The following is a 24880-nucleotide window of genomic DNA, read 5'->3' as shown; positions in this document are numbered from 1 at the left end:
GCCGCCGTGAACCTACCCGTGTTCACGACGGCCTTCCAGTTGTCCCATACGGGTTCTCAGGCGGGCTGGGCGCTGGCCACTAGCGATTCCAGCGCCGCCTGCGAAGTGCGCAGCATCAGCAGCGAGGTGGTCACAGTCCCCACCCCTCCGGGCACCGGGCTCAAGGCCTTGGCAACCGGCAGCACACTGTCCGCATGGACATCTCCAATCAGCCTGCCCGCCTCGTCGACATTGGTGCCGACGTCGACGACCACGCTGTCCTCATTCAGGTCCGCGCCGGTGAGCAGGCCGGCACGTCCCGCGGCCACCACCACGACCGAAGAGGCCTTGGTGTGGCTCGCCAGATCCCTGGTGCGCGAATGGCAGGTGGTGACGGTGGCGTCGCGCGCCAGCAGCAGCTGGGCCAGCGGCTTGCCGACGACCATCGAGCGGCCGATGACCGTCACGTGCTCGCCAGCCAGCGGCACCTGGTAGTGCTCCAGGACCTCGACCGCGGCCTGCGCGGTGGTCGCGGCATAGGCCGGAAGCCCGGCGGCCAGGCGGCCCAGGCTCTCCGGGTTGGCCCCGTCGATGTCCTTGTGCACCGGAATCAGCGCGGCCAGCACGGCCGCGTCGACCCCCGCAGGAAGCGGCGTCTGCAGGATGATGCCGTGGACCGTGTGGTCCAGGGCCAGCGCCTCAAGGGCTTCTTGCAGCTGCCACTGCCCGGCGTCCGCGCCGAGGTCCACCACGTCGCAGTGCACCGCGGCCTCGGCCGCCTGGCGCACAATGGAGCGCACATACCAGGCGGTTGACTCGTTGTCGGTGGCAAGCACCACCGCCAGCTTGGGAACCACCCCGGTGCCGGCAAGCTCCTTGATGTTCCGCGCAGTGTCCGCGCGCAGCTTCTTGGCCACCGGCAGGCCGGTGAGCAGCCGCGCGCTCATCCGGCCAGCTCCCTGCGGACCTTGCGGCTGATCTGATCGGCCAGAGCCATGTCCTCCTCCGCCTCGGTCACCGCCTCGGCGAGCTTCTCGCGCAGCGCCTGGGTCTTCAGCGAGTTGGCGTTGATTTCCATGGTCACCACGGCGGTGCCCAGGGCCGCGCGGGCTGCTTCCGCGGCGGCTGCCACGTCGCTGAGCACGCTGCGGTTGCCGATTTTCACCAGCTCTTCGGCCAGGGCAAGGATCTGCTCGGCCAGGGACACCGATTCGAACTGCGGCATGGAGGCCTTGATGGTGGCGTCCTCGATGGCGGCGGCGCGGGCGGCGCGCTGCTCGTCGTCGGCCCGCGGCAGCCGGTAGGCGGCGATGACCTGGGCGAAGACCAGCTGGTCGTCCTGCGCCACCTGCACCGCGCCGTCGCGCAGCTCGTCGGCGAGGCGGGCGATTTCCAGCGCCCGCTCTTCAACGTCGCGGTAGCGGGAGCCGGTGGAGAAGCGGGCCACCATGGCCACCAGGGCCGCGCCCTGGGCGAGGTGCAGCCCGGCGGCCGCACCTCCGCCCGGGGTCGGCTCGTTGGATGAAAGCCCGGCCAGGTAGTCCTGGATCGAGAGTTCGGAAATGACTGGCACCGCTACACCGACACCTTTTCGGCCACCGGTGCATCCTGGATGTCGCGCAGGCGCTTCATCTGCGGATCGTACAGCGGATCCTGGGTCACGGTGGCGGACAGGCGCTGGCCGAAGTAGTCGATTTCCACCTTGTCGCCGAACTCGTAGCTGGCCGGCAGGTAGGAGTAGGCGATCGGGCGGCCCACGGTGAAGCCGAAGGCGGCGCTGGTCACGTAGCCGACGACGTCCTCGCCCGCGTAGACCGGCTCCTTGCCCAGGACCACCTGGTTCGGGGAGTCGAGCACCAGGCAGCGCAGCTTCTTGGTGACCGGCTGCTTGGCGATTTCAGCCAGGGCGGCCTTGCCCACGAAGTCCTCTTCCTTCTTCTTGGCGATGGCGAAGTCCAGGCCCGCCTCGTAGGGGTTGTACTCGGTGTTCATATCCGAGCCCCAGGAGCGGTAGCCCTTTTCCAGACGCAGCGAGGCGAAGGCGGCGCGGCCGGCGGGGACGATGCCGAATTCGCGGCCGGCCTCGAAGAGCACATCCCAGAGGCGCTGGCCGTTGTCAGCCGTGGTGTAGATTTCCCAGCCGAGCTCGCCCACGTAGGACAGGCGCCAGGCGCTGACCGGCACGCCGGCGATGTGGGCCTTGGTGGCGCGGAAGTACTTCAGGCCCTCGTTGCTGAAGTCGTCGTCGGACAGCTTCTCGATGACCTTGCGGGCGTGCGGGCCCCACAGGCCGATGCAGCAGGTGCCGCCGGTGATGTCGCGCACGTGAACCCAGCCGCCGGGGACCTTGCCGGAGTTCTGCGCCTCGGCTTCCACGGTGAAGTAGGCCAGGTCGATGTTGCCGTTCGCGCCGACCTGGAAGGTATTCTCCTCCAGGCGGGCGATGGTGATGTCGCTGCGGATGCCGCCTGCCTCGTCCAGCAGCAGGGTGTAGGTGACCGAGCCGATGGACTTCTTGGCGTTGCCGGTGCTCAGGCGGTGCAGCATGGCAGCTGCGCCCGGGCCGGAGATTTCGAAGCGCTTGAGCGGGGTCATGTCGTACATGGCCACTGCGGTGCGGGTCTTCCAAGCTTCCACCGCGGCGATCGGCGAGTGGAACTTCGCGGACCAGGTGTCGCGCAGCGGCTCCTTCCAGTCCTCCGGCAGGTCCTTGAGGTACTTGGCGTTGGACTCGTACCAGTACGGACGCTCCCAGCCGCCGCCTTCCAGGAAGAATGCCTGCTGCTCGCGCTGGCGGGCGTGGAACGGCGAGACGCGCAGGTCGCGCAGGGCCAGGCGAGGCTCCAGCGGGTGGCGCACGTCGTAGATCTCCACGAAGTTCTGCGCCGAGGTCTCGTCCACGAAGCTCGGGGCCAGCTGGACGTCTTCGAAGCGGTTGACGTCGCTGTCTCCCAGGTCGATGCTGCTGCGTCCCTCGGTGATCAGTTCCGCCACGGCGCGGGCGATGCCGCCGGAGTGGGTCACCCATACTGCCTCGGCCATGTAGAAGCCGCGCACCTTCGGGGACTGGCCGACCAGCGAGCCGCCGTCGGAGGTGAAGGAGAAGATGCCGTTGAAGCCGTGCTCGATCTCAGCATCTGCCAGGTCCGGCAGGATCTCCTGCGAGGCCTCCCAGGCCGGCAGGAAGTCCTCTACGGTGAATTCCAGGCTCGATGGCATGTTTTCTTCGGTGTAGTCAGCCGCGGCGATCTTGGGCAGCTTGTGCACCGGCGAAGGCATTGGCTTGTGGGCGTAGGAGCCGATGCCGATGCGGTCGCCGTGCTCGCGGTAGTACAGGTCCTGGTCCTGGTAGCGCAGGATCGGCAGGGTGGCGCCGTTGGGCAGCTCGTTGCGGCCTTCCAGGCTGGCGACCTTGGTGGTCTTGGCGTACTGGTGGGCCAGCGGCAGCAGCGGGATGTCCACGCCCACCATCTCGCCGACGTTCATGCCCCAGAAGCCTGCGCAGGAGACCACGATGTCAGCGGCCAGGAATTCCTCGCCCAGCCAGACGCCGGTAACCTTGCCGTCTTCCTGCTCGATGCCGGTGACCTCGGTCTGCTCGCGGTAGGCCACGCCTGCGGCCTGGGTGCTCTGGATCAGCGCGGCGACCTGCTTGGTGGCCAGCGCCAGGCCGTCGGTCGGGACGTAGAGGCCGCCGAGCACCTTGTCGGCGTTGAGCAGCGGGTACTTCTCAAGGCACTCTTCGGCCGAGAGCAGGTGCGCCTCGACGCCAGTGGACTTGACGTAGCCGTGGCGGCGGCGCAGGTCGCGCAGGCGGGTTTCGGTGACGGCGATTTCCAGGCCGCCCACCGGGTTGAAGCAGCCCATGGCTTCGAGCTTGTCGCGGGTGTAGGTCGCGAACTTCATCATCGACTGGGAAGGGTTGGCCTGGAAGACCAGGCCCGGTGCGTGCGAGGTGGAGCCGCCGGGCAGGGCCAGCGGGCCCTGCTCGATCACTGTGATGTTGTTGTGGCCCCGCGCCACCAGTTCATCGGCCAGGTTGGCGCCGACGATGCCGGCTCCGATGATGACGATGTGCTGCTCGTTGGACATTATTTCTCCTGTTTAGGTGTGAAGCTGGTGGTTTTTAGCGGAAGACGACGGTGCTGGTGCCGTCGAGCAGGACTCGGGACTCGCAGTGCCACTGCACCGCGCGGGACAGGGCCTGGGACTCGGCAGTGCGGCCCACCTGGGACAGCGCGCGCGGGTCGTAGGTGTGGTCCACGCGGATCACTTCCTGCTCGATGATCGGGCCCTCGTCCAGGTCTGCGGTGACGTAGTGGGCGGTGGCGCCGATCATCTTCACGCCGCGGTCATGGGCCTGGTGGTAGGGGCGGGCGCCCTTGAAGCCGGGCAGGAAGGAGTGGTGGATGTTAATCGCGCGGCCTTCGAGCTTGCGGGTCAGCTCGTCGGAGAGGATCTGCATGTAGCGGGCCAGCACCACCAGGTCGATGTCGTGCTCGTCGATCAGCTCCAGCAGCTTGGCCTCGGCCTGTTCCTTGGTGTCCTTGGTGATCGGCACGTGCACGAATGGGATGCCGGCGCCCTCCGCCATCTGGCGCAGGTCCTCGTGGTTGGAAACCACGAGCGCGATCTCGGCGTTCAGCTCGCCCTGGCGCCAGCGGAAGAGCAGGTCGTTCAGGCAGTGGCCGCCCTTGGAGACCATGATCAGCAGGCGGGTAGGCTGCGAGCCGCGCAGCTGGTAGCTCATGTCGAAGCGCTGCGCGACGGCGGCGAAATCTGCTTCCAGCGCCTTGGCCGAGATCGGCTCAGGCGTGGTGAAGGCGGTGCGGATGTGCACCTTGCCCGCCCCGCGGTTGTCGAACTGCTGGTGCTCCTTGATGTTGAAGCCGCGCGAGGACAAGAAGTCCGCGACGCCGGCGACGATGCCCACCTGATCCAGGCAGGAGGCGGTGAGGACGAATTCGGTGTCCAGGTTTTCTTCCTGAACAGCTTCCGCTGAGGTGGTGAGGTTCTGTACGCTCATGACAACTCCCTATCGATATACTCGAAAGATATCCGACTAATATATTATGAATTGCAATGTAGTCTAGGTCACAGGAATTTTTGAGGTCAAGACTTTTTCGAAAAGTTATCAGGAGGTCGTCATGAGCCAGTCAACAATCGCCGCTACGCGCCAGCCGGGAGTCTCCATGGCCGACTTCGCCTATGAGCAGTTGTGCCAGATGCTTCTCACCCTTGTCATCGCCCCGGGAGACCCGATCCGGGAGGAGGCGCTGATGCAGGAGCTGAACATCGGCCGCACCCCGCTGCGCGAGGCGCTCAAGCGCCTGGAGATCGACAAACTGGTGGTCAGCTACCCCAAGCGCGGCACCTTCGCCACCCGCGTCGAGATCAGCGACCTGGGCTACATCTCGGAAATCCGCCAGGGCCTGGAACCGATGGCGGCGGCCCGGGCGGCGCGCACCGCCACCGAAGCGACCCGCGAACAGTTGCGCGAACTGGCCCGCGAAATTGAAGAGAGCGACCATTCGGAAAGCAGCACCGAGCAGCTGCTGACTTTCGATTCGCAGGTGCACCGCGCCATCTACAGCGCCTGTGGCAACCCCCATCTGGAGGATTCGCTGGTGCGCTACAACAATCTGGGCACGCGCATCTGGGGCACCGTGGCAGACAAGCTTCCGCACCTGACCGAACACATCAAGGAGCACCTGGATCTGCTGGACGCGGTGATCGAGGGAGACGCCGAACGCGCTTCCAAGCTGTCGGCGGAGCATGTGCGCGCCTTCGAGGTGGCGCTGCGCGATGCGCTGATGTCCTACTAAAACAGCGGCGGGGCCGCGAACGGCCCCGCCAAATGCTACTCGGCGTCCTCGAAGAACGCCTCGACTTCGCTGATGCCGGCGGAGATCACCGGAGCCAGCCGCTCGTCGATGCTGTACACCCCGTCGTTCAGCTCCAGCAGGCCGAAGGAGGCCAGCGAAGCCATGGCGGCCTGGGCTTCGGGAAGCACCTGGTCGTAGATCTTCGGGCCGATGTTGCGGCGCAGGCCCTCCACGTCGCCCTCGCGGCCGGTGGATGCGGTGACCAGCAGGTTGCGCAGCACCAAGTAATGGGCCTCGTCGCGCAGGGTGTCGTCCATGGTTGGGTTCAGGTGGCCCTGGACCGCACCGACTGCCATCTCGAAGAGGATCTGGGCGCTGGCCGCGTCCTCGCCCTCAAGGAACGCTGCGAATGCCTCTTCGTCGCGCACGATCTTGTCGCCGTCGCTGACGACCACCGACATCATGGCGGCGTTCCAGATGTAGTTGAACTCCAGCGGGGCCGGCGCATCCGGGTCGCTGGACTCCACGCCCATGGCCGCCAGCACGCGGGCGCGCGGCTCATTGCTGGCCTCAGAGAAGTCGGTCACGTCGATGCCGTCTTCCAGCGCCAGCGCAAAGGACTTGACCCGGGGGAACAGCGCCGTGCCGCGCAGCAGCTCGCAGATCTCCGCGTCGCCCTCGGCAAAGCCCTCCAGGGCATCCTCCAGCATTTCGCGCAGCTCCTCGAAGCTTTCCTGGTCTCCTTCCCACAGCTCGTGTTCCTCGACGAAGCTGAGGAAGTCCAGCCAGGTGGTGAAGATCGGCTCGGGGGCCACCTCGTCGGGCAGGGTCACCAGGAACTGCGCCAGTGATTCGCCGAAGATTTCAGCGTCGATCTTGAAGATCTGCGAGCTGCGGGCGGCCTCTGCGTAGTCGCCGACCACCGCCTGCACTACTTCCAGCTGGATTTCCGAGGCCTGGGCGGCGTCGGCGGTGGAGAATCCGGGAACCTGGGCGGCGACCCAGCGCACATACTGGTCGCGCAGCGCGTCGACAGCCTGTTCGGCCTGGATGCGGTGCACGCTGCGTCCACGCGGGGCGGCCTTGGCCGGGTTGCCCGGTCCCGAATTCTTCTTGCTTTGACGCTTCTTGCTGGCCATGGCCGTCCTTCACGATTGATCGAAGTGGTCTTGGGTTTAAGCCTACCGGCACGGGCAGAACGCGGCGGGTTTCCGCCGTCCGGTTAATCCTCATGAACTGGCGGATTTTCCGAATCCCACCACTTCACTTGCGGTTTTCTGCTCAAACACCATTGACCTAAGCGACCGAATCCGACAAGATGAGCAACAGATGCTCTTGTGTCCTAGAGCACAGGTTTTCGCGGTTTATCCGGAAGTCGGGAGGTTGAGGCTGGTGCTTTCGCCCTGCTCGGCAAACTCTGGAAACAGCGGCGCTGCTTTGAGAACCCAAACGCTGCGCGGCGGCGAGATCTAGGCCCCACCCGGGCTGCCTGTGGCAAGCGGCTTTCGAACAAGGAGAGATACATGAAAATCGCGGTACTCATCAAGGAGGTCCCCGATACGGGTGAAGACCGCCTGCTGAATCTTGAAACGGGCTTAGCCGACCGCTCGGCCTCGGAAGCCGTGCTGGATGAAATCGGCGAGCGCACGCTGGAAGTTGCGCTGAAATATGCCGATGCCAACGCCGGCACCGAGATCACCGCGGTGACCATGGGCCCGGATTCGGCACAGGGCACCCTGCGCAAGGCGCTGGCCATGGGGGCCGGAACCGCGATCCACATCAGCGACGAACAGCTGCTGGGCGCCGACCTGCTGCTCACCGCCGAGGCGCTGGCCGCCGCGCTGCGCCGTGGGGAATACGATCTGGTCCTGGCCGGCAACATGTCCACCGACGGCTCGGCCGGCGTGCTGCCGGCAATGCTTGCAGAGCTTCTGAACCTGCCCGCCGCCACCTCGCTGTCGGCCATCGAGATCTCCGCCGAGGCGCTGAGCGGAACCCGCGAGTTCGACGGCGTCCGCGCCGAAATCAGCACGCCGCTGCCGGCCATCGCCTCCATCACCGAGGCGCTGCCCGATGCCCGCTTCCCGAATTTCAAGGGCATCATGGCCGCCAAGAAGAAGCCCATCGAGGTGCTGACGCTGGCAGACCTCGGCGTCGACCCGCTGCCAGCAGACACCGCCCGCTCCATCATGCTCACGGTGGCGAAGAAGCCTCCGCGTGAGGCGGGAACCGTCGTGGTCGATGACGGAGAAGCAGGCCGCGCGCTGGCCGACTTCCTGGTCAAGAACAATCTGGTGTGAGGGAAGAGAACATGTCCAACTTTGCAGCGGATTCAATCCTCGTTGTCCTGGAAACCGCACCGGGGCCGGTGCTGGCCAAGAACCATGCCGAGCTGCTCGGCGCCGCGTCGCTGGTCGGCACCCCGGTGGCGCTAGTGGCAGGCCCTGCCGACGCGCTAACGGATCTGGCGGCCCAGGCGAGCGCCGCCGGGGCCATCCGGGTGCTCACCGTAGAGCTAGAGGGCAAGCCCGTCGTGCCGCTGGCCGATGCCCTGCAGGCGGCCGCCGCACTGGTTGCGCCGCAGGCGGTGCTGGCCGGCCACACCGAGACCAGCCGCGAGGTCGCGGCGCGCTTCGCCGTGCGCACCCGCAGCGCGCTGAGCGTGGATGCGGTGGGCGTACAGCGCGACGAGCTCGGCGTCACCGCGCTGCATGCGGTGTACGGGGGCAGCTTCACCACCACCAGCGCGCCGACCTTCGGTGCCCCGGTGATTACCGTGCGCGTGGGCAGCATCGAGGCGCGGGCCGAAGCCCAGCCGGCGGATGCCGCGGCGCTTGAGGCGGCGGCCAGCGGCAAGCCGGAAATCACCGTCACCGAACTGCAAAGCATCGAATCCGCATCCTCCCGGCCCGAGCTGCGCTCGGCTTCAAAGGTGGTCTCCGGCGGACGCGGCCTGGGCAGCGCCGAGCAGTTCGCGCTGGTGGAGCAGCTGGCTGACGCGCTGGGCGCGGCCATCGGCGCTTCCCGCGCGGCGGTGGATGCAGGATTCGTCCCGCATGCCGCCCAGGTGGGCCAGACCGGCGTTTCGGTGTCCCCGCAGCTCTACGTCGCGCTGGGAATCTCCGGCGCCATCCAGCACAAGGCAGGCATGCAGACCGCCAAGACCATCGTGGCCATCAACAAGGACGCCGAGGCGCCGATCTTCGAGATCGCGGACTTCGGCGTGGTGGGCGACGTGTTCAAGGTGGTGCCGCAGCTGATCGCGGCGCTGGAAGAACGCAAGGCGTAGGCATCATGAGCACCCCTACCCGCGCCATTCGGCAGGGCCTGCCCCGGGTTTCCGGGGGCGATCCCTGGCCGCCGGCAATCGCCCAGCCAGCTGTGCTCGAAAAAGAGCCAGAAGCACCCGTCGCAGGACAAGCCGCCGCGCCGGCTGCCGAACCGCCGGTGGTTGCGCCGGCAGCGGCCCAGCCTGCACCGGCGGCGGAACCCGCTGCCGCTGCGGCGCCTTCCGCCGCAGGTATTCGCCAGGGCCTGCCCCGCGTGCCTGGCGGCGCTCCATGGCCGCCGGCCGAGGTGGCGGCCTCCACGCCCGCTGCTGCACCGGCACCGGCGGCAGAATCCGTCCAGCCTGCTGTCCAGCAGCCAGTTTCGGACGCCGTGCCGGTCCTCCCGGTACCAGCCAGCACGCCAGCAAGTGCGCCGGCGCCCACCGGGGAGCTGCGCGGCGATGTCCGCCAAGGCCTGCCTCGTGTGGCGGGCGGCGATCCGTGGCCGCCGCTCGATGCCTTCCCTGCAGAGGTCTCCGCTCCTACTCCAGCAGTCGAGCCGGTGATTGAAACAGCACCAGCGCCTGCTGCACTGGAAGAACCCGTTGTCGCTGCCTCGGTTGCTGCCGAACCCGCAGCCGCTGCTGCCCCGCCAGCACAGCAGGCCGCCCCCGCGGCTTCTGTGGCAGCCCCGGCTGCCAAACCTGCCGAAAAGCCCAAGGCAGCAGCTGCACCGGCGGCCAAGCCTGAGCCGGTGCGCCACGGCCCGCTGACTGCCAAGCAGTGGGTGCTGGCAGGAATCTTCGGCGCTTTCAGCGCGTTGGGCATGGCTACCGCGGTAGTTCTGCTGGCGCGCTGGATCGCCGGTTTCGATGCGGTCTCCGGATTCATCGCACAATACCCGGGCGAGTACCATCTGCCGGACTCGGCGCCGGTGGGCGTCCCCGCCTGGCTTGCCTGGAACCACTTCTTCAATTTCTTCCTGATGGTGCTGATCATCCGCACTGGATTGCAGGTGCGGCACCAGAAGAAGCCGCCTGCCTACTGGTCCTCCAAGCGCAGCCCCAAGGTCAGCATCAACCTCTGGCTGCACCAGAGCCTTGATGCGCTGTGGATCATCAACGGGCTGGTATTCGTGGTGCTGCTGTTCGCCACCGGGCATTGGATGAGAATTGTGCCGACTTCCTGGGAGGTGTTCCCGAACGCGGTTTCGGCGGCGCTGCAGTACCTGACCTTGGATTGGCCAACCGAGAACGGCTGGGTCAACTACAACTCGCTGCAGCAGCTGGCGTACTTCGCCACGGTGTTCATCGCCGCCCCGCTGGCGGCGGTAACGGGCTTCAGACTCAGCGCCTTCTGGCCCAAGAACGCGGCGCTGGCCAAGAAGTATCCGATCGAGGTGGCGCGGGCCCTGCACTTCCCGACCATGCTGTACTTCGCGCTGTTCATCGTCGTCCACGTGATCCTAGTGTTCTCCACCGGAGCGCTGCGCAACCTGAACCACATGTACGCGGCGCAGGGATCCACCGATCCGGCCGCGTACGCAGACAACTGGGCAGGACTGCTGTTCTTCGCCCTGTCCCTGCTGGTGATCGCCGGCGCGTGGATCGCCTGCCGGCCGATCGTGCTCAGCATGATCGCGGGGGTCTTCGGAAAGGTCAGCTCCCGCTAGGGCGACAGCCTGCACCCGGAGCGCCGACCCGGTTCACGGGTAGGCGCTTTGGGTGCACTTGTCCAGCAATTTGGCCGCCGAAGAACACCCTGTCCTTATGCCCGCCGCGGTGTTAGCCTCGCAGCAGGGGGCGGCGCCAGGCAGTCCCCACCGCTGTAGAAAGAGGATCGCCATGAGCGCTTTGGCACCATCGGACCTATTTGCTGGAAAGACCGCCGTGGTCACCGGGGCATCCGCCGGCATCGGAGAAGGCTTCGCGCGGTACGCCGCAGGTCTGGGCATGAAGCTCGTCCTCGCCGACATCGCCGCGGATCGGCTTGAATCGGTCGCCGCTCAGCTGCGCGCGAACGGAGCCGAGGTGGAAGCCGTCGTCACCGACGTCTCCGACCCCCAGTCCGTGGAGGCCATGGCCAGCCAAGCGGTCGGCCGTTTTGGCCAGGTCGACATGGTGATCAACAATGCGGGCATCATGGCCATGGGCTTTTCGTGGGAAGTTCCAGCGGAACGCTGGGACTCGGTGCTGCGCGTCAACATCGGCGGCTATGTCAACGTCATGCGCGCGTTCATCCCCCGCATGCTCCAGCAGAAGACCCAGGGCTGGTTCCTGCAGGTCTCATCCATCGGAGGCATGTTCCCCAGCCCCTTGATGGCGCCCTACAGCGTCACCAAGTTCGGCACGCTCGCGCTGACCGAGTCGCTCTACTACGAACTGCAGATGCAGGAAGCGCCGATCCAGGTCTCTGTGGTGCTGCCGGATTCGGTGAAGTCCGACATCTTCTCCAGCGCCAAAGAAGGAGCCACCCTTCCCGCGGCGCAGGCATTCAACGATGCGCTGCAGCAGCGCGCCGATGAGATGGGCATTACCGCCGAGGAGCACGCGCGCCGGGTCTTCGAACAGGTCGCCGAGGGCCGCTATTGGGTCACGCCGCAGCCGGAGGCAATTGACCAGGGTGTTGTGCCGCGCGCCGAAATGATCCGCGCCCGGGTAAACCCGCAGCTGAGCTTCGAGGTTTAGCGAAGCCAAGCTCTGGCTGTGCCCTCGTCACTTTGCAGAGGCGAGGGCACAGCAGTGTGATGGCTGGCATCGGCGGTGGCCCGCTAATCCGCCAGTGCGGCGAGCACCGCCTCATAGTCCGGCTCCGTGTGCAGGTCTTCATTGATTTGGGAATGCAACACGACCGACTGCCGGTCAAGGACGACGATGCCTCGGGCAAAAAGGCCTGCCAGCGGGCCGTTGGCTTGAGTGATCCCATAGTCTTCGCCGAAGCTGGAACGGAATGCGGAAGCTGCCATGACTCGTTCAATGCCTTCAGCTCCGCAGAACCGTCCCAGGGCAAACGGCAAGTCCTTCGACACGCAGATGACGGTCGTGTCTTCAAGCGAAGCCGCCAGCTCGTTGAACCGCCTCACCGACGCCGCGCAGACGCCGGTATCAACGGAGGGGAAGATATTCAGAACAATGCGCTGGCCTGCCAAATCGGCCAAGGAAATATCGGAGAGGTCGGCGGCGGCCAATGTGAATGCGGGTGCAGTGGCGCCTACTGGCGGGAGTTCGCCTACGGTCTGCGCCGTTCCGCCTCGGACTGTAAATGATGTCATATACCAGTATTTACCACCGCTCTCGCGCGTGGCATCGCGCTTTTCAAATTATGACCTTCGAAACCGCAAAGCTCCGATTCAACGATCTTTCTGCAGGTGAGCTTCGATCCTGTACGCACAGAGGTTTGTCAGCCCTCTGGACCCGGAGCTGGCTTCGACGTCAGAGGGGCTTGCGCACTCCAGGCCGATGAGCAGCCAATTTCCCCTAAACCGCAACCACTGCAAGAATTCTGTCTACGGTGTCCACCGATGCCGCGCTACCCATCGCAAAGGAACCCGTCAACCATGAGCTCCATGCACCACATGGCAAGCACTACTCTCGGCACGCTTCAGCTTGCCGAGGAGCTGCGTAAATTGCACCTTGCCATTCCGGCAAAAGGTCTGCCGGTTCAGCTTAGGGACGACTTCTACGAGCAGTGCATTGCGCTGGAGGAACACGTGGGTGGAGAGGGGTTCCGCAAGACCTACAAGCGCTCGCGCATGTTCAACATGCTTTCCGGTGTTGTAGCTCTGCCAGTCCTGCTTGCTGTCATCGTGCTGATCATCTTGCGCTACACGGTTTCCGGATTCGATCCGGCCGCCTGGGTCATGGACAACCTCTGGGTCGTTGCGCTGTCTGCGGCGCTCATTATCGACGTGCTGGTCATGTCCTTCATGCAGAAGGCAACTCTGCGGCTGTTGATGAACGTGGAATATCCAGCCTTGCTCGGCCGCGCCGAACTCTGAGCCGCCTGCCGCAGCAAAGCTGTTACGGTTCTTGGCGTTTCGCTCGCGAGCAGCCCGTAAGCCACCCGTATCTTCAGGTGGCGCGAGGCTGCCGGCTGGCGCCGCTGCCGCGTTGAGGTCTCCTCGCAGTGCTACTGGTATCGCCCCTTCATCGGCAAACTTCTCCCGCAGCGACAGGACTCCATCAAGGTTGTGTGCGCTGCGATTGCCTCCGACCCCATGGTTAGGATTCAGCTGAAACAGTGGTCTGGGATTTCTTGCCGACCAGTGAACGTCACCGCCTTAATTTGCCGGTTCCGCCATGGTTTATACTAATCGCATGATTAAATCCAACAGATTCATCAAAGCCGCCCTCGGCGTGCTGGCCGCGGGTGCGCTCAGCACAACACTGGCGAGCCCGGCCGCCGCCTACGCGCCGGCGCCAGAAGGCCCGGCAGGTTATTCCTGCAACGCAGATATGCTCCGAGGAAATCAAGTTTCCCCCGGGACGCTTAATGGCATACAGTATGCCTCCTGGCCAGGTTCCAATGCGGGCGGCCCTGGCGTCGACGCGTTCGTCAACACCAATCCGGTGATCCACACGAATCTGGGATTCAACCCGAAAGCGCTAGTGGAGAAAAACGGTTTCGACTCCCGCCTCTATGCGACCAGCCCAACCGGGACCCTCTACGTTGTTGATGGCTACAAATCAACAGCGGTCAACAACACTTGGGGCGGCATCCGCACCATGACCGACGTGGTCGTCACCGATAAATACGATACGGTCACCGGTGTCACCTACACCTATGCAATCACTGATCAAGGCGCACTCATGCGCTATACCCAGTCGCAGGGCGTTGCCAACATGTACGGCACAGTTCAGGTATCCCCTCGTGGCTGGGGTTCCCTCAAAGGGTTCAGCTATTGGATGACCAAGACTTTAGCTAATGGCGACCAGGCAGATATCTTCCTGTCCAACGCCTCAGATGGGCGTCTGATCGAGTACACCATTCCTCGTGCAACTCCTACGAAATGGACCTCGAAGGTGGTCAGATCCTCGACGTGGCAGAACTTCGTTTCCTTCTCGGTAGGCAACTGCACCGACGCTAACGGGAATAGGAGCAGGACTGCACCGCTGCTGGCGACGACCAAGGCCGGCGATGTCTGGCTCTACTACGTCAGCAAGTCGACTCCCGATGCACTGCCAACCGTCACCAACGGCACTCGGATCTCCACCGGCTTCACAAACTCCTACAACGGCTGATAGCGAAGCGAGTGCTTGCGCTGAAGACAGCTTGAGCTGCTCCCCAACATTTCTGGGGAGCAGCTCATTTCTGTTAAAAACCAGGGCCAGAACCCGATAGACCCCAACACCGGCCCACCATTTCCGAGCAAAGAAACATCACTGGAACATGAGGTGGAAATGATACGCCGGCAATTGGCGGGTCTACCTGGGTCCTGGCCCTGGCAGTCTTAGTTCAGCATCGACTTACAAGGTGATCTGGCGGTTCTGATCCTTGTACAGCAGGTAGCGGAAGTTGTCCGGGCCGCCTGCATAGCAAGCCTGCGGGCAGAACGCGCGCAGCGCCATGTAGTCGCCGGCTTCGACCTCTACCCAGTCGTCGTTCAGGCGGTAGACTGCCTTGCCTTCAAGCACGTACAGGCCGTGCTCCATGACGTGGGTTTCGGCGAATGGAATCGATGCGCCTGGTTCGAAGGTCACGATGTTGACGCCGAAGTCGTAGGACAGATCCTCTGGATCGAGCATACGGGTGGTGCGCCACTTGTTGTCGGTGTCCGGCATTGCGCCTGGAACAATGTCCTTCTCGTTGCCCACAACAGCCTTCGGAGCCGGAACGTAGTCCAGGGCTTCGTAGCGCTTGCGGATCCAGTGGAAGGTGGTGATCTCTTCGCGGTTGTTCTTCAACGACCAGTTGGCGTTTGGCGGAACGAATGCGAAGCCGCCTTCTGCAAGAACGTGCTCTTCGCCTTCCAGGGTCAGGGTCAGCTCGCCGCCGACCACGAACAGGAAGGAGGAGACATCTGCCTGCGGCTCTGGCTTCTCAGCGCCGCCGCCTGCAGAGATCTCGACGATCACCTGCGAGAAGGTGGTTGGGCCGCCGGCAACCGGGCGGTTCAGAACCCAGGCGCGGGTACCGGTGAACTCAGGGAACACGCTGGTGACGATGTCACGCAGAACGCCCTTAGGGATGACGGTGTAGGCCTCGGTGACCACTGCGCGGTCGGTGAGCAGGTCGCTCTGAGGCGGGTGTCCGCCGTAGGTGTTGTAGTACGGGCTCTTCACCTGTGCTGGAACAGTCATGAGGAAAATTCTCCTAGTTAGCGTGGGAGCGATTCAGCGCAATCGCTTCCAATTCGTCGAGGGAAATCTGGGCAAGATCGGTGACTTCCTGCGAGGTCACGGCTCCGCAGGTGACGCCGCGGTGGATGTAGCGGGCCAGCGCGCGGGCGGTGGCTGGCTCGTCCATAATGGCCGATTCGATCTTGTGCACGTAGTTGCGCAGTCGGGTGGCCGCCGCCTGCAGGCCTTCGCGGAAGAATGCGAAGGTTGCCAGATAGCGGGTGACCAGCTGGTTCTCGTGCATATCCCAGCCCTGGTAGATGCCACGGGTCAGGTGGCGGTTGACCAGACGGGCGTGCAGTTCCCAGGCTGCCGCGATGTTCTCAGGATCGCCGGCAGGGATGATGTTGGTGGAGCCGTCGGACAGTTCCACGCCGGTGCCGGCAACGGCAACCTGCATGACGTCCTTGGCGAAGTCTGCCACCGGGTGCTCCATGGACTGGTAGCCGGCGGCTACGCCCAGGGATGCCGAGTAGTCGTAGGTGCCGTAGTGCAGCGAGGACACGCGGCCCTTGCCTGCATGAATCAGGGTGGCGACAGGGTGGGTGCCATCGGCGGCGATGATCACCTGCGGGGTCTCCACCTGCACCTCGAAGCGGATGCGTCCGGCTTCCAGGCCGTGGGCTTCTTCCAGCTTCTCGGCTAGGAAGACCATCGACTCTACCTGGGCCACGGTGGTGACCTTCGGCAAGGTCAGGCGCAGGCCGTCAGGCAGGCCGCCGTTGGCGACCAGGCGCGAAACGAACAGGTCAAGGGTGCGGATGCCGCGGGCGCGGGTCGGTGCCTCGAAGCACTTGAAGCGGATGCCGATGTAGGCGGGAGCCTGACCGGCGGCTACGGCAGCGGAGACCGCGTCGGCTGCAGACAGGGCGGCTGCATCCTCCTCGGCGTCCGTGCGGTTGCCGTAGCCGTCTTCAAAGTCCAAGCGCAGGTCTTCGATGGGTTCGCTGACCAGCTTTGCGGCAACCAGCTCGCCCAGGCGCTCAGGTTCAGCCAAGTTCAGCTTTGCAGCGAGCTTGGCAAGGCCTGCCGAATCGCCGGCGGCGGCCAGAGCGTTGGAGCCCCAGGCTGCAGGCAGTTCGCCGGTGAACTTGTCACCCGGCACGTACACGGTGTGCACTGGCTGGCGTGCGCCGGTATCGCCTGGGTAGGCGTTTTCCAGCAGCTGATCGGTAGCGGCGAGCTGTGCCTCTACGCTGGCTAGCGTTGACTCATCGAAGACGTTGCTCATGGCTTGGTCACGTATTCCTTTTCCAGTAGTTCGTATGCAGGGGTGGTGAGGAAGTCGGCGAAGTCCTCGTCGCGGCCGGAAACCATGGTGCCGATCAGCTTGGCGGCCGGCTCGTAGTAGGCTGCGAAGCGTGCTTCGTCGTTGATCTCACCGCGCAGGTGCTCAACTTCCTCGGCGAGGATGTTGGCAACAAGTTCAGCGGTAATGGTGTTGCCGGTATCGGTGGCGACAACCTTGTTGCGGATCTGCTGCCAGATCTGCGAGCGGGAGATTTCAGCGGTGGCTGCATCTTCCATCAGGTTGTGGATTGCCACGGCGCCGTTGCCCGACAGCCATACGGCGGTGTAGGCGACAGCCACGTAGAGGTTCAGGCGGACGCCTGCCTCGGTCACGGAGCCCGGTGCGCTGGCGACATCCAGCAGCTGCTCTGCGGTGACCTCGACCTCTGGGCGCTGCTTGTCGATCTGGTTTGGCTTGTCGCCAAGCACCGAATCGAAGACTTCGCGGCAGGTCGAAACCAGGTCTGGGTGGGCAACCCACGAGCCGTCGAAGCCGTCGTTTGCTTCGCGGGTCTTGTCGGCGCGGACCTTCTCGAAGGCTGCTGCGGTGACATCTGGTTCGCGGCGGTTAGGGATGAAGGCAGCCATGCCGCCCATGGCGAAGGCGCCACGCTTGTGGCAGGTCTTCACCAGCAGTTCGGTGTAGGCGCGCATCAGCGGAGCGGTCATCGCGACATCGGCGCGGTCCGGAACGATGAACTGCTCGCCGGCCTCGCGGAAGGTCTTGATGACGGAGAACAGGTAGTCCCAGCGGCCGGCGTTCAGGCCAGCAGCGTGGTCGCGCAGTTCGTAGAGGAACTCGTCCATCTGGAATGCTGCAGGAATGGTTTCGATCAGCATGGTGGCGCGCACGGTGCCGTAGTCGATGCCCAGCTCGGCCTGGGCAAAGGTGAAGACCTCGTTCCACAGGCGGGATTCCAGGTAGTGTTCCATCTTCGGCAGGTAGTAGAACGGACCCTGGCCCGATGCTGCAAGTGCCTTGGCGTTGTGGAAGAAGTGCAGGCCGAAGTCGACCAGTGCGCCAACAGCAGGCTTGCCGTCGACGATCACGTTGTTTTCCACCATGTGCCAGCCGCGTGGGCGCACGACGATGGTTGCCAGCGGGGCGTCGGTGCGCAGCGCGTAGGACTTGCCGGTCTTGGCATCGGTGTAGGACAGGGTGCCCTTGGCGGCGGCCGACAGGTTCAGCACGGCGTCAATGACGTTGTCCCACTTCGGGGTGGAAGCGTCTTCCAGGTCGGCCAGCCAGACCTTGGCGCCGGAGTTCAGCGCGTTGATAGCCATCTTGGCTGGGGTTGCCGGGCCGGTGATTTCAACGCGGCGGTCGGTCAGCGCAGCCGGAGCCGGAGCGACCTTCCAGTCGCCGTTGCGGACCTCGGCGGTCTCTGGATCAAAGTCGATGCGCTTGGCATCGGAGTACTGCTTGCGGCGCACTGCGCGGGCTGCCAGCAGCTCGTCACGGGTGCCGGCGAACTTCTGGTGCAGCTTCTCGATGAAGGCAAGTGCTTCATCGGAGAGGATGTCTGCGGCTCCGTCAATCTGCGGAACGCGGGATACTGAAATACTCATGGTTGCTCCTTAACCTCTTTGCTCTGTTCCAGTGATGAATTTCCCCATGGCGGGGAAGGGGTGACTAGCCCCCTACAACATAGCCGACCAGCCACTGCCCTGCGGCCTGTGCGACGGTTGCGGCGACATCGTCGTCGGCCCGCTGCACAGACTTCCAGGACTCAAGGTGCTGGCAGTTTGGTTCCAGTCGACCCGATGGCTGCTGCAAACGTGCTGCACACCTTGACTGCGGGAATTTGCTCCCCTGCCGTCAAGGAATACCTCGAACCTGCTGCGGCCACCGATGCCTCCTGTTAATCTTTTCCGTATAGTGGATACTAATATCCTCAAAATGAAAACGCAACACCGTTTTGTGCACCAAGACACAAGTTTTGGACATAAACTTTCTCGCATCCCGGAACTTTCGGGGATTTTGCGGCTATTGTTAGATCAAAGATTTCGCATCGCAGAAGTTTACGGCCGGCGACTTCCAAAACTAGTGGGTACTTTAAGGAGCAGAAGATGACGCAGACAACCAGCAAATCGACGACCGGCGGCGTACAGTCCGTCGAACGCGCTTTTGAGCTGTTGGAAGTCATCGCCCGCGCCGGCGGCGAAGCCGCGCTGAGCGAGCTTGCCGCCGATACTCCCCTGCCGCTGCCCACGATCCACCGCCTGCTGCGCACCCTGGTCGGCGTCGGATACGTCCGCCAGCTGCCCAACCGCCGCTACTCCCTGGGCCCGCGCCTGATCCGGCTGGGCGAAGTGGCCAACCGCCAGCTCGGCGCCCTGGCATCCCCCGTGCTCAAGGAGCTGGTGGGCAAGCTGGGCGAATCCGCGAACATCGCTGTACTCGACGGCGACATGGTCACCTACATCGCCCAGGTGCAGTCCCCGCACTCCATGCGCATGATCACCGAAGTAGGCCGCCGCGCCATGCTGCACAACTCCGGCGTGGGCAAGGCAGTGCTCTCGGTGCTCGACGACGAGCGCGTCCAGCGCCTGGTGGCCCAGGCAGGCATGCCGCCGAAGACCGCCAACACCATTACGACCCTGGGCAAGCTGTTCACCGACGTCGAGGCAAGCCGCGAACGCGGCTACGCCATCGACGAAGAAGAGCAGGAATTGGGCGTGCGCTGCATCGCGGTTCCGGTTCCAGGCGCCCCCACCCCGATGGCCATCTCGGTCTCCGGCCCGGTCACCCGCGTCGACCAGAAATTCATCGAGACCGCCATCCCCGAGCTGCAGCAGGCGGCCCGCGAGCTGGGCCTGCAGCTGGTCGCGGCCGCCGACTAGCCCCCGCGCCGCCGGGCGCAGCGGTCAATCGCCGTTGATAACCCTCGACGGCGCATATCTTGCATGCAATGATTCGATGATGAGCATCCGCGCAGCCGGCAGCGATCCAGTGGCCAAGAACCTCAAGATCTCGATTGCGGTTTCCTGCGTGTTCGCAGTCGTCGCGCTGGTCTGGGGCCTGGTCTCCCGCTCGCAGGTCATGCTGCTCGATGCGCTGATCACGCCCATCAGCCTGGCCGGCACCTGGGGAGCGCTGTATGTGACGCGGCTCGTCGCAGGCGGGCCGACCAAGCGGTATCCCTTCGGGCGCGAGTCGCTGGTGCCGGTCTTCGTCATCTTCCAGGGCGTGGCAATGCTGGCCACGCTGGTCTACGCCATTTTCGAAGCGCTGCGCATCATTCTGGCAGGAGGTTCTGCGGTGGCCGGCGGCTCGCTGTTTGCCTACGGCGTGTTCGGCACGGTGCTGTCGCTGGCCGCCTGGCTGCACCTGCGCCGCGTGGCTGCGAACCGCGGAATCATCGAAGCCGAGGCCAGCGGCTGGTTTTCCGCGGCCGCATCTTCTGCGGTGATCGTGCTGGGCGCCGGGTTCGTCCTGCTCACCGCCAATGGGCCGCTGGCCTGGCTGGCGCCGTTCGTCGATCCAGGGCTGGTGCTGCTCTCCTCGGCGATGCTGATTGCAGTGCCCTTTGCGCTGATCAGAAAATCCATCCGCGATCTGCAGCACGCTGCCCCCGAACCCGAGATTGAAGCGAGAATCACGCAGGTGATCCACGAGGCCTGCCGCGCCGAAGAGCTGCCGCCGCCGCAGATCCGCCTGGGAACCTTGGGGCGCCTGATGGACGTCGAGGTCGGCTTCGTCATCCGCGAGCGCTGCATCCAAGTCGACAGGCTCGACAGGCTGCGCACAAGGATTCTTGATGAGCTGCAAGGTGCGGGCTACGAACCATGGCTGCTGGTTGAAACAACCCACAAACCCGAGTTTCTGGACTAGCTCGTCAAATGGCGTAATACCAGATCAGCGCCGAAGCCAAACTGTAGTCTGGGGATTGAAGCCCAGCTATTGAAATATTCCCCAGTCAAAGGCGGTGCGCGGTGGCGGATGGAATTGCGGCGGCGGCCGCCGAAGAATTCTTGCAGCTGGTGCGCTCAAAAGACGCCGAACGCATTGCCGAATTTGCCGAGTCCCACTTGTGGACCCTGTTCAACTGCGCCTACCCGGATCTGGTGGCCGCCGTCAGCGCGCTGCCCGGCGGCGTCCTCGCCAGCTACCCGGCGCTGCAGCTGCTACACCCGCTGATCCCCTCGGCGGCCCGCACAACCCACCGCATGGAATCGGAGCAGTTCCAGAAGTACCGCGGTTCAAAAACCATAGATCCGCTGCTTGCCCTGTCCCTGCAGATCATTTCGCTGCGCATCAACGGCCAGATCTCCTTGGCACACCACCGCGCACTGACCCTCCAGGAACAGCTGGGACGGCATCCGCTGGCATCTCATTCGGCGCTGGAATCGCCACTGTGGTTCTACCACCACCTGGTGGGATCCACGATGTTCATGGCGGGCAATACCGCCGGCGCCCTAGGCGAGTTCGCTTCCGCCCGGCAGATCGGGCAGAGCCTGGAATCGCTTGATGCGCGCTACAGCTCCATGGCCCGCGAAGCCCTCATCCACGCGCTGCGCGGCTCCAGCACCGAAGCCGAGAAGATCATCGACCAGCTGCGCGAGCTGCCCGAACCAAGCGAGGCGTTCAGGCAGGCGGCGTCCGGGAGCATCGACTGCGCCAAGGCGCTGATATCGCTTCACCGGCTGGATGCCGACCTCCCGGCGATGGTCGACGCACTGGCTCCCCTGGACGCGGTTGATGTCGTCTGGCCTGCGCTGCTGCTGATCCGCACACGCAGCGCATTGGCGAAGAACCAGCCGCATCAAGCATTGGAAGCTGTATCCATAGCCGCCGCGGCCCACCCCTTGGACCCGCATTCGCTGGCCTACGACGCCGCCGTTTCGGCACAGATCGAGGCCTGCCTGCTACTGGGCAGCGTGGAGCAGGCAGAGCAGATCGCCCAGGAAGCCAAAACCGCAGGGGCCTACACCAGGGTGGCCCTGATCTGGCTGGCGGTCGTCCAGGGAAAGTTCAAAAAGGCCCGCGAGCGCAGCAAGGCGCTGGCCGCCGAAATCAAGCTCAGCCCCTACCACCGGGTCGAGCTGCAGCTGCTCGCTGCCTGGTCCGAGTACCTTCAGCTGGGCCGGGTCTGCGAGGGGACGTGGAATTCGGTGGCCCCGTTCTTCACCACGGAAAATCGGGAGCTGCTCTCGCTATTCCCGCAGCAGTTCCACGACCAGCTGAAGAACGCCGCCTCGAGCGGTGAACGCGCAGAAATTACACGGGTCCTGGAGGGCCTGGAACTGCGCAAGCCGATCTCGCAGGTGCCGCGGCTGACAGCGGCGGAGGCGCGGGTGCTGCAGCAGCTCGCCACCGAAAACTCCCACAGCCAGATGGCGGAGACGCTGGGCATCTCCCCCAACACGCTCAAAACCCAGATCCGCCAGGTCTACCGGAAGCTCAACGCCACCTCGCGGCCCGAGGCGGTGATCACCGGCTCCCGCCTGGGGCTGGTGCGCGAGTGATCCTGCGGGGGTGATGGACGGGGTTAAGGATCCGCGGACCCCATCGCCAATGCTCGGCTGGACTGCTATATCTAGGACTGACAAGTCTGTATTAAGGGGCAGCGATGGCCAGTTCCCGCCGCGAGGCAACAGGCAGCAAAGACCCCGAACTCCTTTTGGCGCTTGCTGCGGCGATGCTGGACGCCTCCCTGCCCGTCAGCGATGCCCACACCTGGAGCTGGCGCCTGGCCGACAGGTTCTACCCCGGAGAGCACCTTGAACTCGCGCTCCTGCCAGACACCATCTTCATCGGCACCGCAGACCGCACGCTCATGGCCGCGGCGGCCCCCGATTCGCTGTCCCAGGCCCAGGCTGCCCGCGTCTGCCGCCTGGTGCGCGGCATCTACGACGGCAGGCTCGACATTCGCCAGTCGCCATTGGTGCTGGAGGGCATCCGGTCGGCGAGCGCAGGCGCCGCGACGCTGCGCTTCGCTGCCGGCGGCGCGCTGGTCGCCGCCGGGCTGGCGCTGGTCTTCAGCTGCCCGTGGTTCAGCGTAGCGCTCAGTGCCCTGCTGGGGGCGGCTGTCGGTGCGATCGCCAAGTACATGGGCCGGCTGGAGCCTGCAGCAGCCATCGTCCCGTTCATCACCGCGCTGCTGTCAACCCTTGCGGTGGGCTTCAGCGCCAAGCTCCTGGGCATCGCCCAGGTGCCGCTGTTTGCGCTCTGCGCCCCCATTGCGATTCTTGTCCCCGGGGCGCTGATCACCAATGCGCTGCTGGAGCTGAGCACCAGGCACATGGTCAGCGGGGCCTCCCGGCTGATGCACGGCATTCTGGTGATGGGCCTGATGATCGCCGGCCTGATGGCTGGCATGACGCTGACCGGGCTGCAGCTGGACCCCGGTTCAGCGGCGCTGGTCACCGATGTTCCCCGGGGATTTGGCGGCGGGAGCGGTTTCAGCGCGCTGCCGGCGCCCGCCTTCGCGTGGGCAGGGATCCTGCTGCTGGCCGGGGGAATTTCGCTGGCCTTGGCCGCGTCCTGGCGGCTGGGCATCGCCAACACGGTGATGATGCTCTGCTGCTACCTGATCTTGAGCCTGCTGGGTCCGCTGCTGGGCACTGCGCCGAGTACCGCCGCGGCGGCCATCGTGCTGTTCATCGCGGCAAGGCTCTGCGAGCGGGCGGACCCGTCGCTCAGCGCCCCGGCGGTCTTCCAGCCGGCGTTCCTGCTGCTGGTGCCCGGAACGGTAGGCCTGGTGGCCGCGGCCGGCCACTCGGGCGCCGATGCCGCCGATGCTGTCATGGGCTTTGTCGGCCTGTGCCTGGGAGTCAAGATCGGCGCCCTGTTCATCGACTCCACCTGGAGCGATCTGAGTCAACCTGCACGTCCCACCGAAAGGAATCACCAATGAGCACGCCATTCATCCTGGACCATGTCACGATCCTGAGCGGTGACCGCGAAGGGAGCACGATCGATGATGCGATGATCGTCGTTGATTCGGCGGGAAAGATCACCGCAGCGGGCCCGCGGGCCGGTATCCAGAAGCCGGCGGGCTGCCGCTACATCGACGGCGGCGGCCGCTTTGCCGCCCCGGGGCTGATCAACGCGCACGCCCACCTGTTCTCCGACGGCAAGCCCCTGCCGGCGTTCATGACCAGCGAGAAGGCGGAGCACCTGGTCGCCAAGTTCATGCACAGCAAGCCCGGCGAGCTGCTGCTGAACAAGCGCACCAAAACCAATGTACTCACGCAGATGAACAGCGGCGTGACCACCATCCGCTCGCTGGGCGACGCCCGCTATGAGGCGGTGCGGGTGCGCGACGCGATCGAGCGCGGGGACTACCTGGGCCCGCGCGTCTACCCTTCCGGCCCGCTGCTTGCCATGCCCGGAGGGCACGGGGCGCCGCAGATCGCGCTGTGCTCCACCAGCCCTGCCGAGGCGGCCCAGCAGGTGCGCGACAACCTGGCGGCGGGCACCACCGCCATCAAGATCGCCGCAACCGGCGGGGTCACCGACGCCCGGGAGATCGGCCAGGCGGGCACCCCGGAGATGCCCGAGGAGCAGATGCGCGCCATCTGCGAGACGGCACACGAGGCGGGCATCATCGTCGCCGCCCATGCCCAGAGCGCCGAGGGCATCGCCATGGCGCTGCGCGCCGGGGTGGACACCATCGAGCACGGGGCGGGCATGAACGAGGAGATTATCGCCCTGTTCAAGGACAACCCGAACTCCCTGCGCGGCTCCTCCGCGCTGATTCCCACGCTGCAGGCCTGCCTGCCGCTGGTGAAGCTGGACCCGAAGGTCACCGGCATCAACGAGATCGTGCGCGCCAACGCCGAAATGATCTACGAGGAAATGCTGGCAGGTATCCGGGATGCGCTGGAGCACGGCATCACGATCGGCATGGGCACCGACTCCGCGCTGACCCACGTCACCCACTACAACACCTGGCGCGAGATGGACTACGTGCACCGCTATGGCGGGCTGACCCGCGCCCATGCGCTGCATGCCGCCACCCAGGCCAACGCGCAGCTGCTGGGCATCGATGCGATCACCGGCTCCATCGAGGCGGGCAAGGACGCAGACCTGGTGGTGCTTGATGCCAATCCGCTGGCCGCAGGGTTCCGCGCCTTTGAGAACCCGTTCCTGGTGGCCACGCGCGGGCAGGTGATCCAGCAGCCGAAGGTCAAGCGTTTCGCCGACCTCGACGCGAAGCTGGACTCCTTCTAG

22 protein-coding genes are annotated in these 24880 nt (G+C 64.9%); 12 read left to right on the top strand and 10 right to left on the bottom strand.

What is annotated here, in order from left to right; translation table 11 throughout:
• Positions 1-56: 56 nt before the first annotated feature.
• From AUR04nite_RS08555 to purU, 4 genes are read right to left on the bottom strand one after another with little or no spacing between them, the layout of a single operon-like run.
• A complete protein-coding gene (locus AUR04nite_RS08555; protein ID WP_141363942.1) occupies positions 57-926 on the bottom strand; it encodes a bifunctional 5,10-methylenetetrahydrofolate dehydrogenase/5,10-methenyltetrahydrofolate cyclohydrolase in 870 nt (289 codons plus the stop codon).
• The gene (locus AUR04nite_RS08550) at positions 923-1552 is read right to left on the bottom strand and encodes a cyclodeaminase/cyclohydrolase family protein (RefSeq protein ID WP_141363940.1); all 630 of its coding nucleotides are present in this window, start codon (positions 1550-1552) and stop codon (positions 923-925) included. Before AUR04nite_RS08550 ends, AUR04nite_RS08555 begins: the two co-directional genes overlap by 4 nt.
• A 2-nt stretch (positions 1553-1554) precedes the next feature.
• Positions 1555-4071: a GcvT family protein gene (locus AUR04nite_RS08545; RefSeq protein ID WP_141363938.1), complete on the bottom strand. Its 2517-nt coding sequence runs from the start codon at positions 4069-4071 to the stop codon at positions 1555-1557.
• Between the two features lie 34 nt (positions 4072-4105).
• On the bottom strand, positions 4106-5005 hold the full coding sequence (purU, locus tag AUR04nite_RS08540; RefSeq protein ID WP_141363935.1) for a formyltetrahydrofolate deformylase: 900 nt from the start codon (positions 5003-5005) through the stop codon (positions 4106-4108).
• Between the two features lie 121 nt (positions 5006-5126).
• On the opposite strand from purU, the gene AUR04nite_RS08535 reads away from it, so the two are divergent.
• Positions 5127-5804 carry a GntR family transcriptional regulator gene (locus AUR04nite_RS08535; RefSeq protein ID WP_141363933.1) on the top strand — a complete coding sequence of 226 codons (678 nt, stop codon included), beginning with the start codon at positions 5127-5129 and terminating at the stop codon, positions 5802-5804.
• Positions 5805-5839: 35 nt separating this feature from the next.
• Here AUR04nite_RS08535 and AUR04nite_RS08530 read toward each other — a convergent pair whose 3' ends face one another.
• A complete protein-coding gene (locus tag AUR04nite_RS08530; protein WP_141363931.1) occupies positions 5840-6943 on the bottom strand; it encodes a hypothetical protein in 1104 nt (367 codons plus the stop codon).
• Between the two features lie 384 nt (positions 6944-7327).
• Here AUR04nite_RS08530 and AUR04nite_RS08525 point away from each other — a divergent pair, with 384 nt between their 5' ends.
• From AUR04nite_RS08525 to AUR04nite_RS08510, 4 genes are all read left to right on the top strand, one after another.
• A complete protein-coding gene (locus AUR04nite_RS08525; protein ID WP_141363929.1) occupies positions 7328-8104 on the top strand; it encodes an electron transfer flavoprotein subunit beta/FixA family protein in 777 nt (258 codons plus the stop codon).
• A gap of 11 nt (positions 8105-8115) precedes the next feature.
• The gene (locus AUR04nite_RS08520) at positions 8116-9093 is read left to right on the top strand and encodes an electron transfer flavoprotein subunit alpha/FixB family protein (protein ID WP_141363927.1); all 978 of its coding nucleotides are present in this window, start codon (positions 8116-8118) and stop codon (positions 9091-9093) included.
• A 5-nt stretch (positions 9094-9098) separates the two neighbouring features.
• Positions 9099-10745 carry a cytochrome b/b6 domain-containing protein gene (locus AUR04nite_RS08515; protein WP_141363925.1) on the top strand — a complete coding sequence of 549 codons (1647 nt, stop codon included), beginning with the start codon at positions 9099-9101 and terminating at the stop codon, positions 10743-10745.
• 172 nt (positions 10746-10917) lie between these two features.
• On the top strand, positions 10918-11760 hold the full coding sequence (locus tag AUR04nite_RS08510; protein ID WP_170184147.1) for an SDR family NAD(P)-dependent oxidoreductase: 843 nt from the start codon (positions 10918-10920) through the stop codon (positions 11758-11760).
• Between the two features lie 83 nt (positions 11761-11843).
• Here the strand turns inward: AUR04nite_RS08510 and tpx are convergent, their stop codons facing one another.
• On the bottom strand, positions 11844-12344 hold the full coding sequence (gene tpx, locus AUR04nite_RS08505; RefSeq protein ID WP_141363921.1) for a thiol peroxidase: 501 nt from the start codon (positions 12342-12344) through the stop codon (positions 11844-11846).
• Positions 12345-12629: 285 nt separating this feature from the next.
• On the opposite strand from tpx, the gene AUR04nite_RS08500 reads away from it, so the two are divergent.
• Together AUR04nite_RS08500 and AUR04nite_RS08495 are read left to right on the top strand one after the other, a co-directional pair.
• A complete protein-coding gene (locus AUR04nite_RS08500) occupies positions 12630-13070 on the top strand; it encodes a DUF6097 family protein (protein ID WP_141363919.1) in 441 nt (146 codons plus the stop codon).
• Between the two features lie 319 nt (positions 13071-13389).
• Complete coding sequence (locus AUR04nite_RS08495) at positions 13390-14313, top strand: hypothetical protein (RefSeq protein ID WP_141363917.1); 924 nt, start codon at positions 13390-13392, stop codon at positions 14311-14313.
• A 225-nt stretch (positions 14314-14538) separates the two neighbouring features.
• Here AUR04nite_RS08495 and AUR04nite_RS08490 read toward each other — a convergent pair whose 3' ends face one another.
• The 4 genes from AUR04nite_RS08490 to AUR04nite_RS17895 form a co-directional block, all read right to left on the bottom strand.
• Complete coding sequence (locus tag AUR04nite_RS08490) at positions 14539-15372, bottom strand: bifunctional allantoicase/(S)-ureidoglycine aminohydrolase (RefSeq protein ID WP_141363915.1); 834 nt, start codon at positions 15370-15372, stop codon at positions 14539-14541.
• Positions 15373-15385: 13 nt separating this feature from the next.
• Positions 15386-16642 carry a DUF6986 family protein gene (locus AUR04nite_RS08485; protein ID WP_141363913.1) on the bottom strand — a complete coding sequence of 419 codons (1257 nt, stop codon included), beginning with the start codon at positions 16640-16642 and terminating at the stop codon, positions 15386-15388.
• Positions 16639-18270 (bottom strand): malate synthase A, encoded by a 1632-nt coding sequence (gene aceB / locus AUR04nite_RS08480; RefSeq protein ID WP_141363910.1) that lies wholly within the window; start codon positions 18268-18270, stop codon positions 16639-16641. The genes AUR04nite_RS08485 and aceB overlap by 4 nt, the downstream gene beginning before the upstream one ends.
• A 64-nt stretch (positions 18271-18334) precedes the next feature.
• Positions 18335-18478 carry a hypothetical protein gene (locus tag AUR04nite_RS17895; RefSeq protein ID WP_170184146.1) on the bottom strand — a complete coding sequence of 48 codons (144 nt, stop codon included), beginning with the start codon at positions 18476-18478 and terminating at the stop codon, positions 18335-18337.
• 293 nt (positions 18479-18771) lie between these two features.
• Between AUR04nite_RS17895 and AUR04nite_RS08475 the strand changes: the two genes are divergently transcribed.
• The 5 genes from AUR04nite_RS08475 to AUR04nite_RS08455 all read left to right on the top strand — a co-directional run bounded on the left by AUR04nite_RS08475 (position 18772) and on the right by AUR04nite_RS08455 (position 24880).
• Entirely contained in the window at positions 18772-19545 is a 774-nt protein-coding gene (locus AUR04nite_RS08475; RefSeq protein WP_141363908.1) for an IclR family transcriptional regulator, read from the top strand.
• A gap of 79 nt (positions 19546-19624) precedes the next feature.
• Complete coding sequence (locus AUR04nite_RS08470; protein WP_170184145.1) at positions 19625-20536, top strand: cation transporter; 912 nt, start codon at positions 19625-19627, stop codon at positions 20534-20536.
• Between the two features lie 101 nt (positions 20537-20637).
• Positions 20638-22170: a LuxR family transcriptional regulator gene (locus AUR04nite_RS08465; protein ID WP_141363905.1), complete on the top strand. Its 1533-nt coding sequence runs from the start codon at positions 20638-20640 to the stop codon at positions 22168-22170.
• Between the two features lie 104 nt (positions 22171-22274).
• Positions 22275-23561, top strand: coding sequence for a threonine/serine exporter family protein (locus AUR04nite_RS08460; RefSeq protein ID WP_141363903.1), 1287 nt, complete (start codon positions 22275-22277; stop codon positions 23559-23561).
• On the top strand, positions 23558-24880 hold the full coding sequence (locus AUR04nite_RS08455; protein WP_141363901.1) for a metal-dependent hydrolase family protein: 1323 nt from the start codon (positions 23558-23560) through the stop codon (positions 24878-24880). The genes AUR04nite_RS08460 and AUR04nite_RS08455 overlap by 4 nt, the downstream gene beginning before the upstream one ends.

It is taken from the genome of Glutamicibacter uratoxydans (assembly GCF_006539925.1).
Lineage (GTDB): Bacteria > Actinomycetota > Actinomycetes > Actinomycetales > Micrococcaceae > Glutamicibacter > Glutamicibacter uratoxydans.
This window is presented reverse-complemented; position numbering and strand designations above follow the sequence as displayed.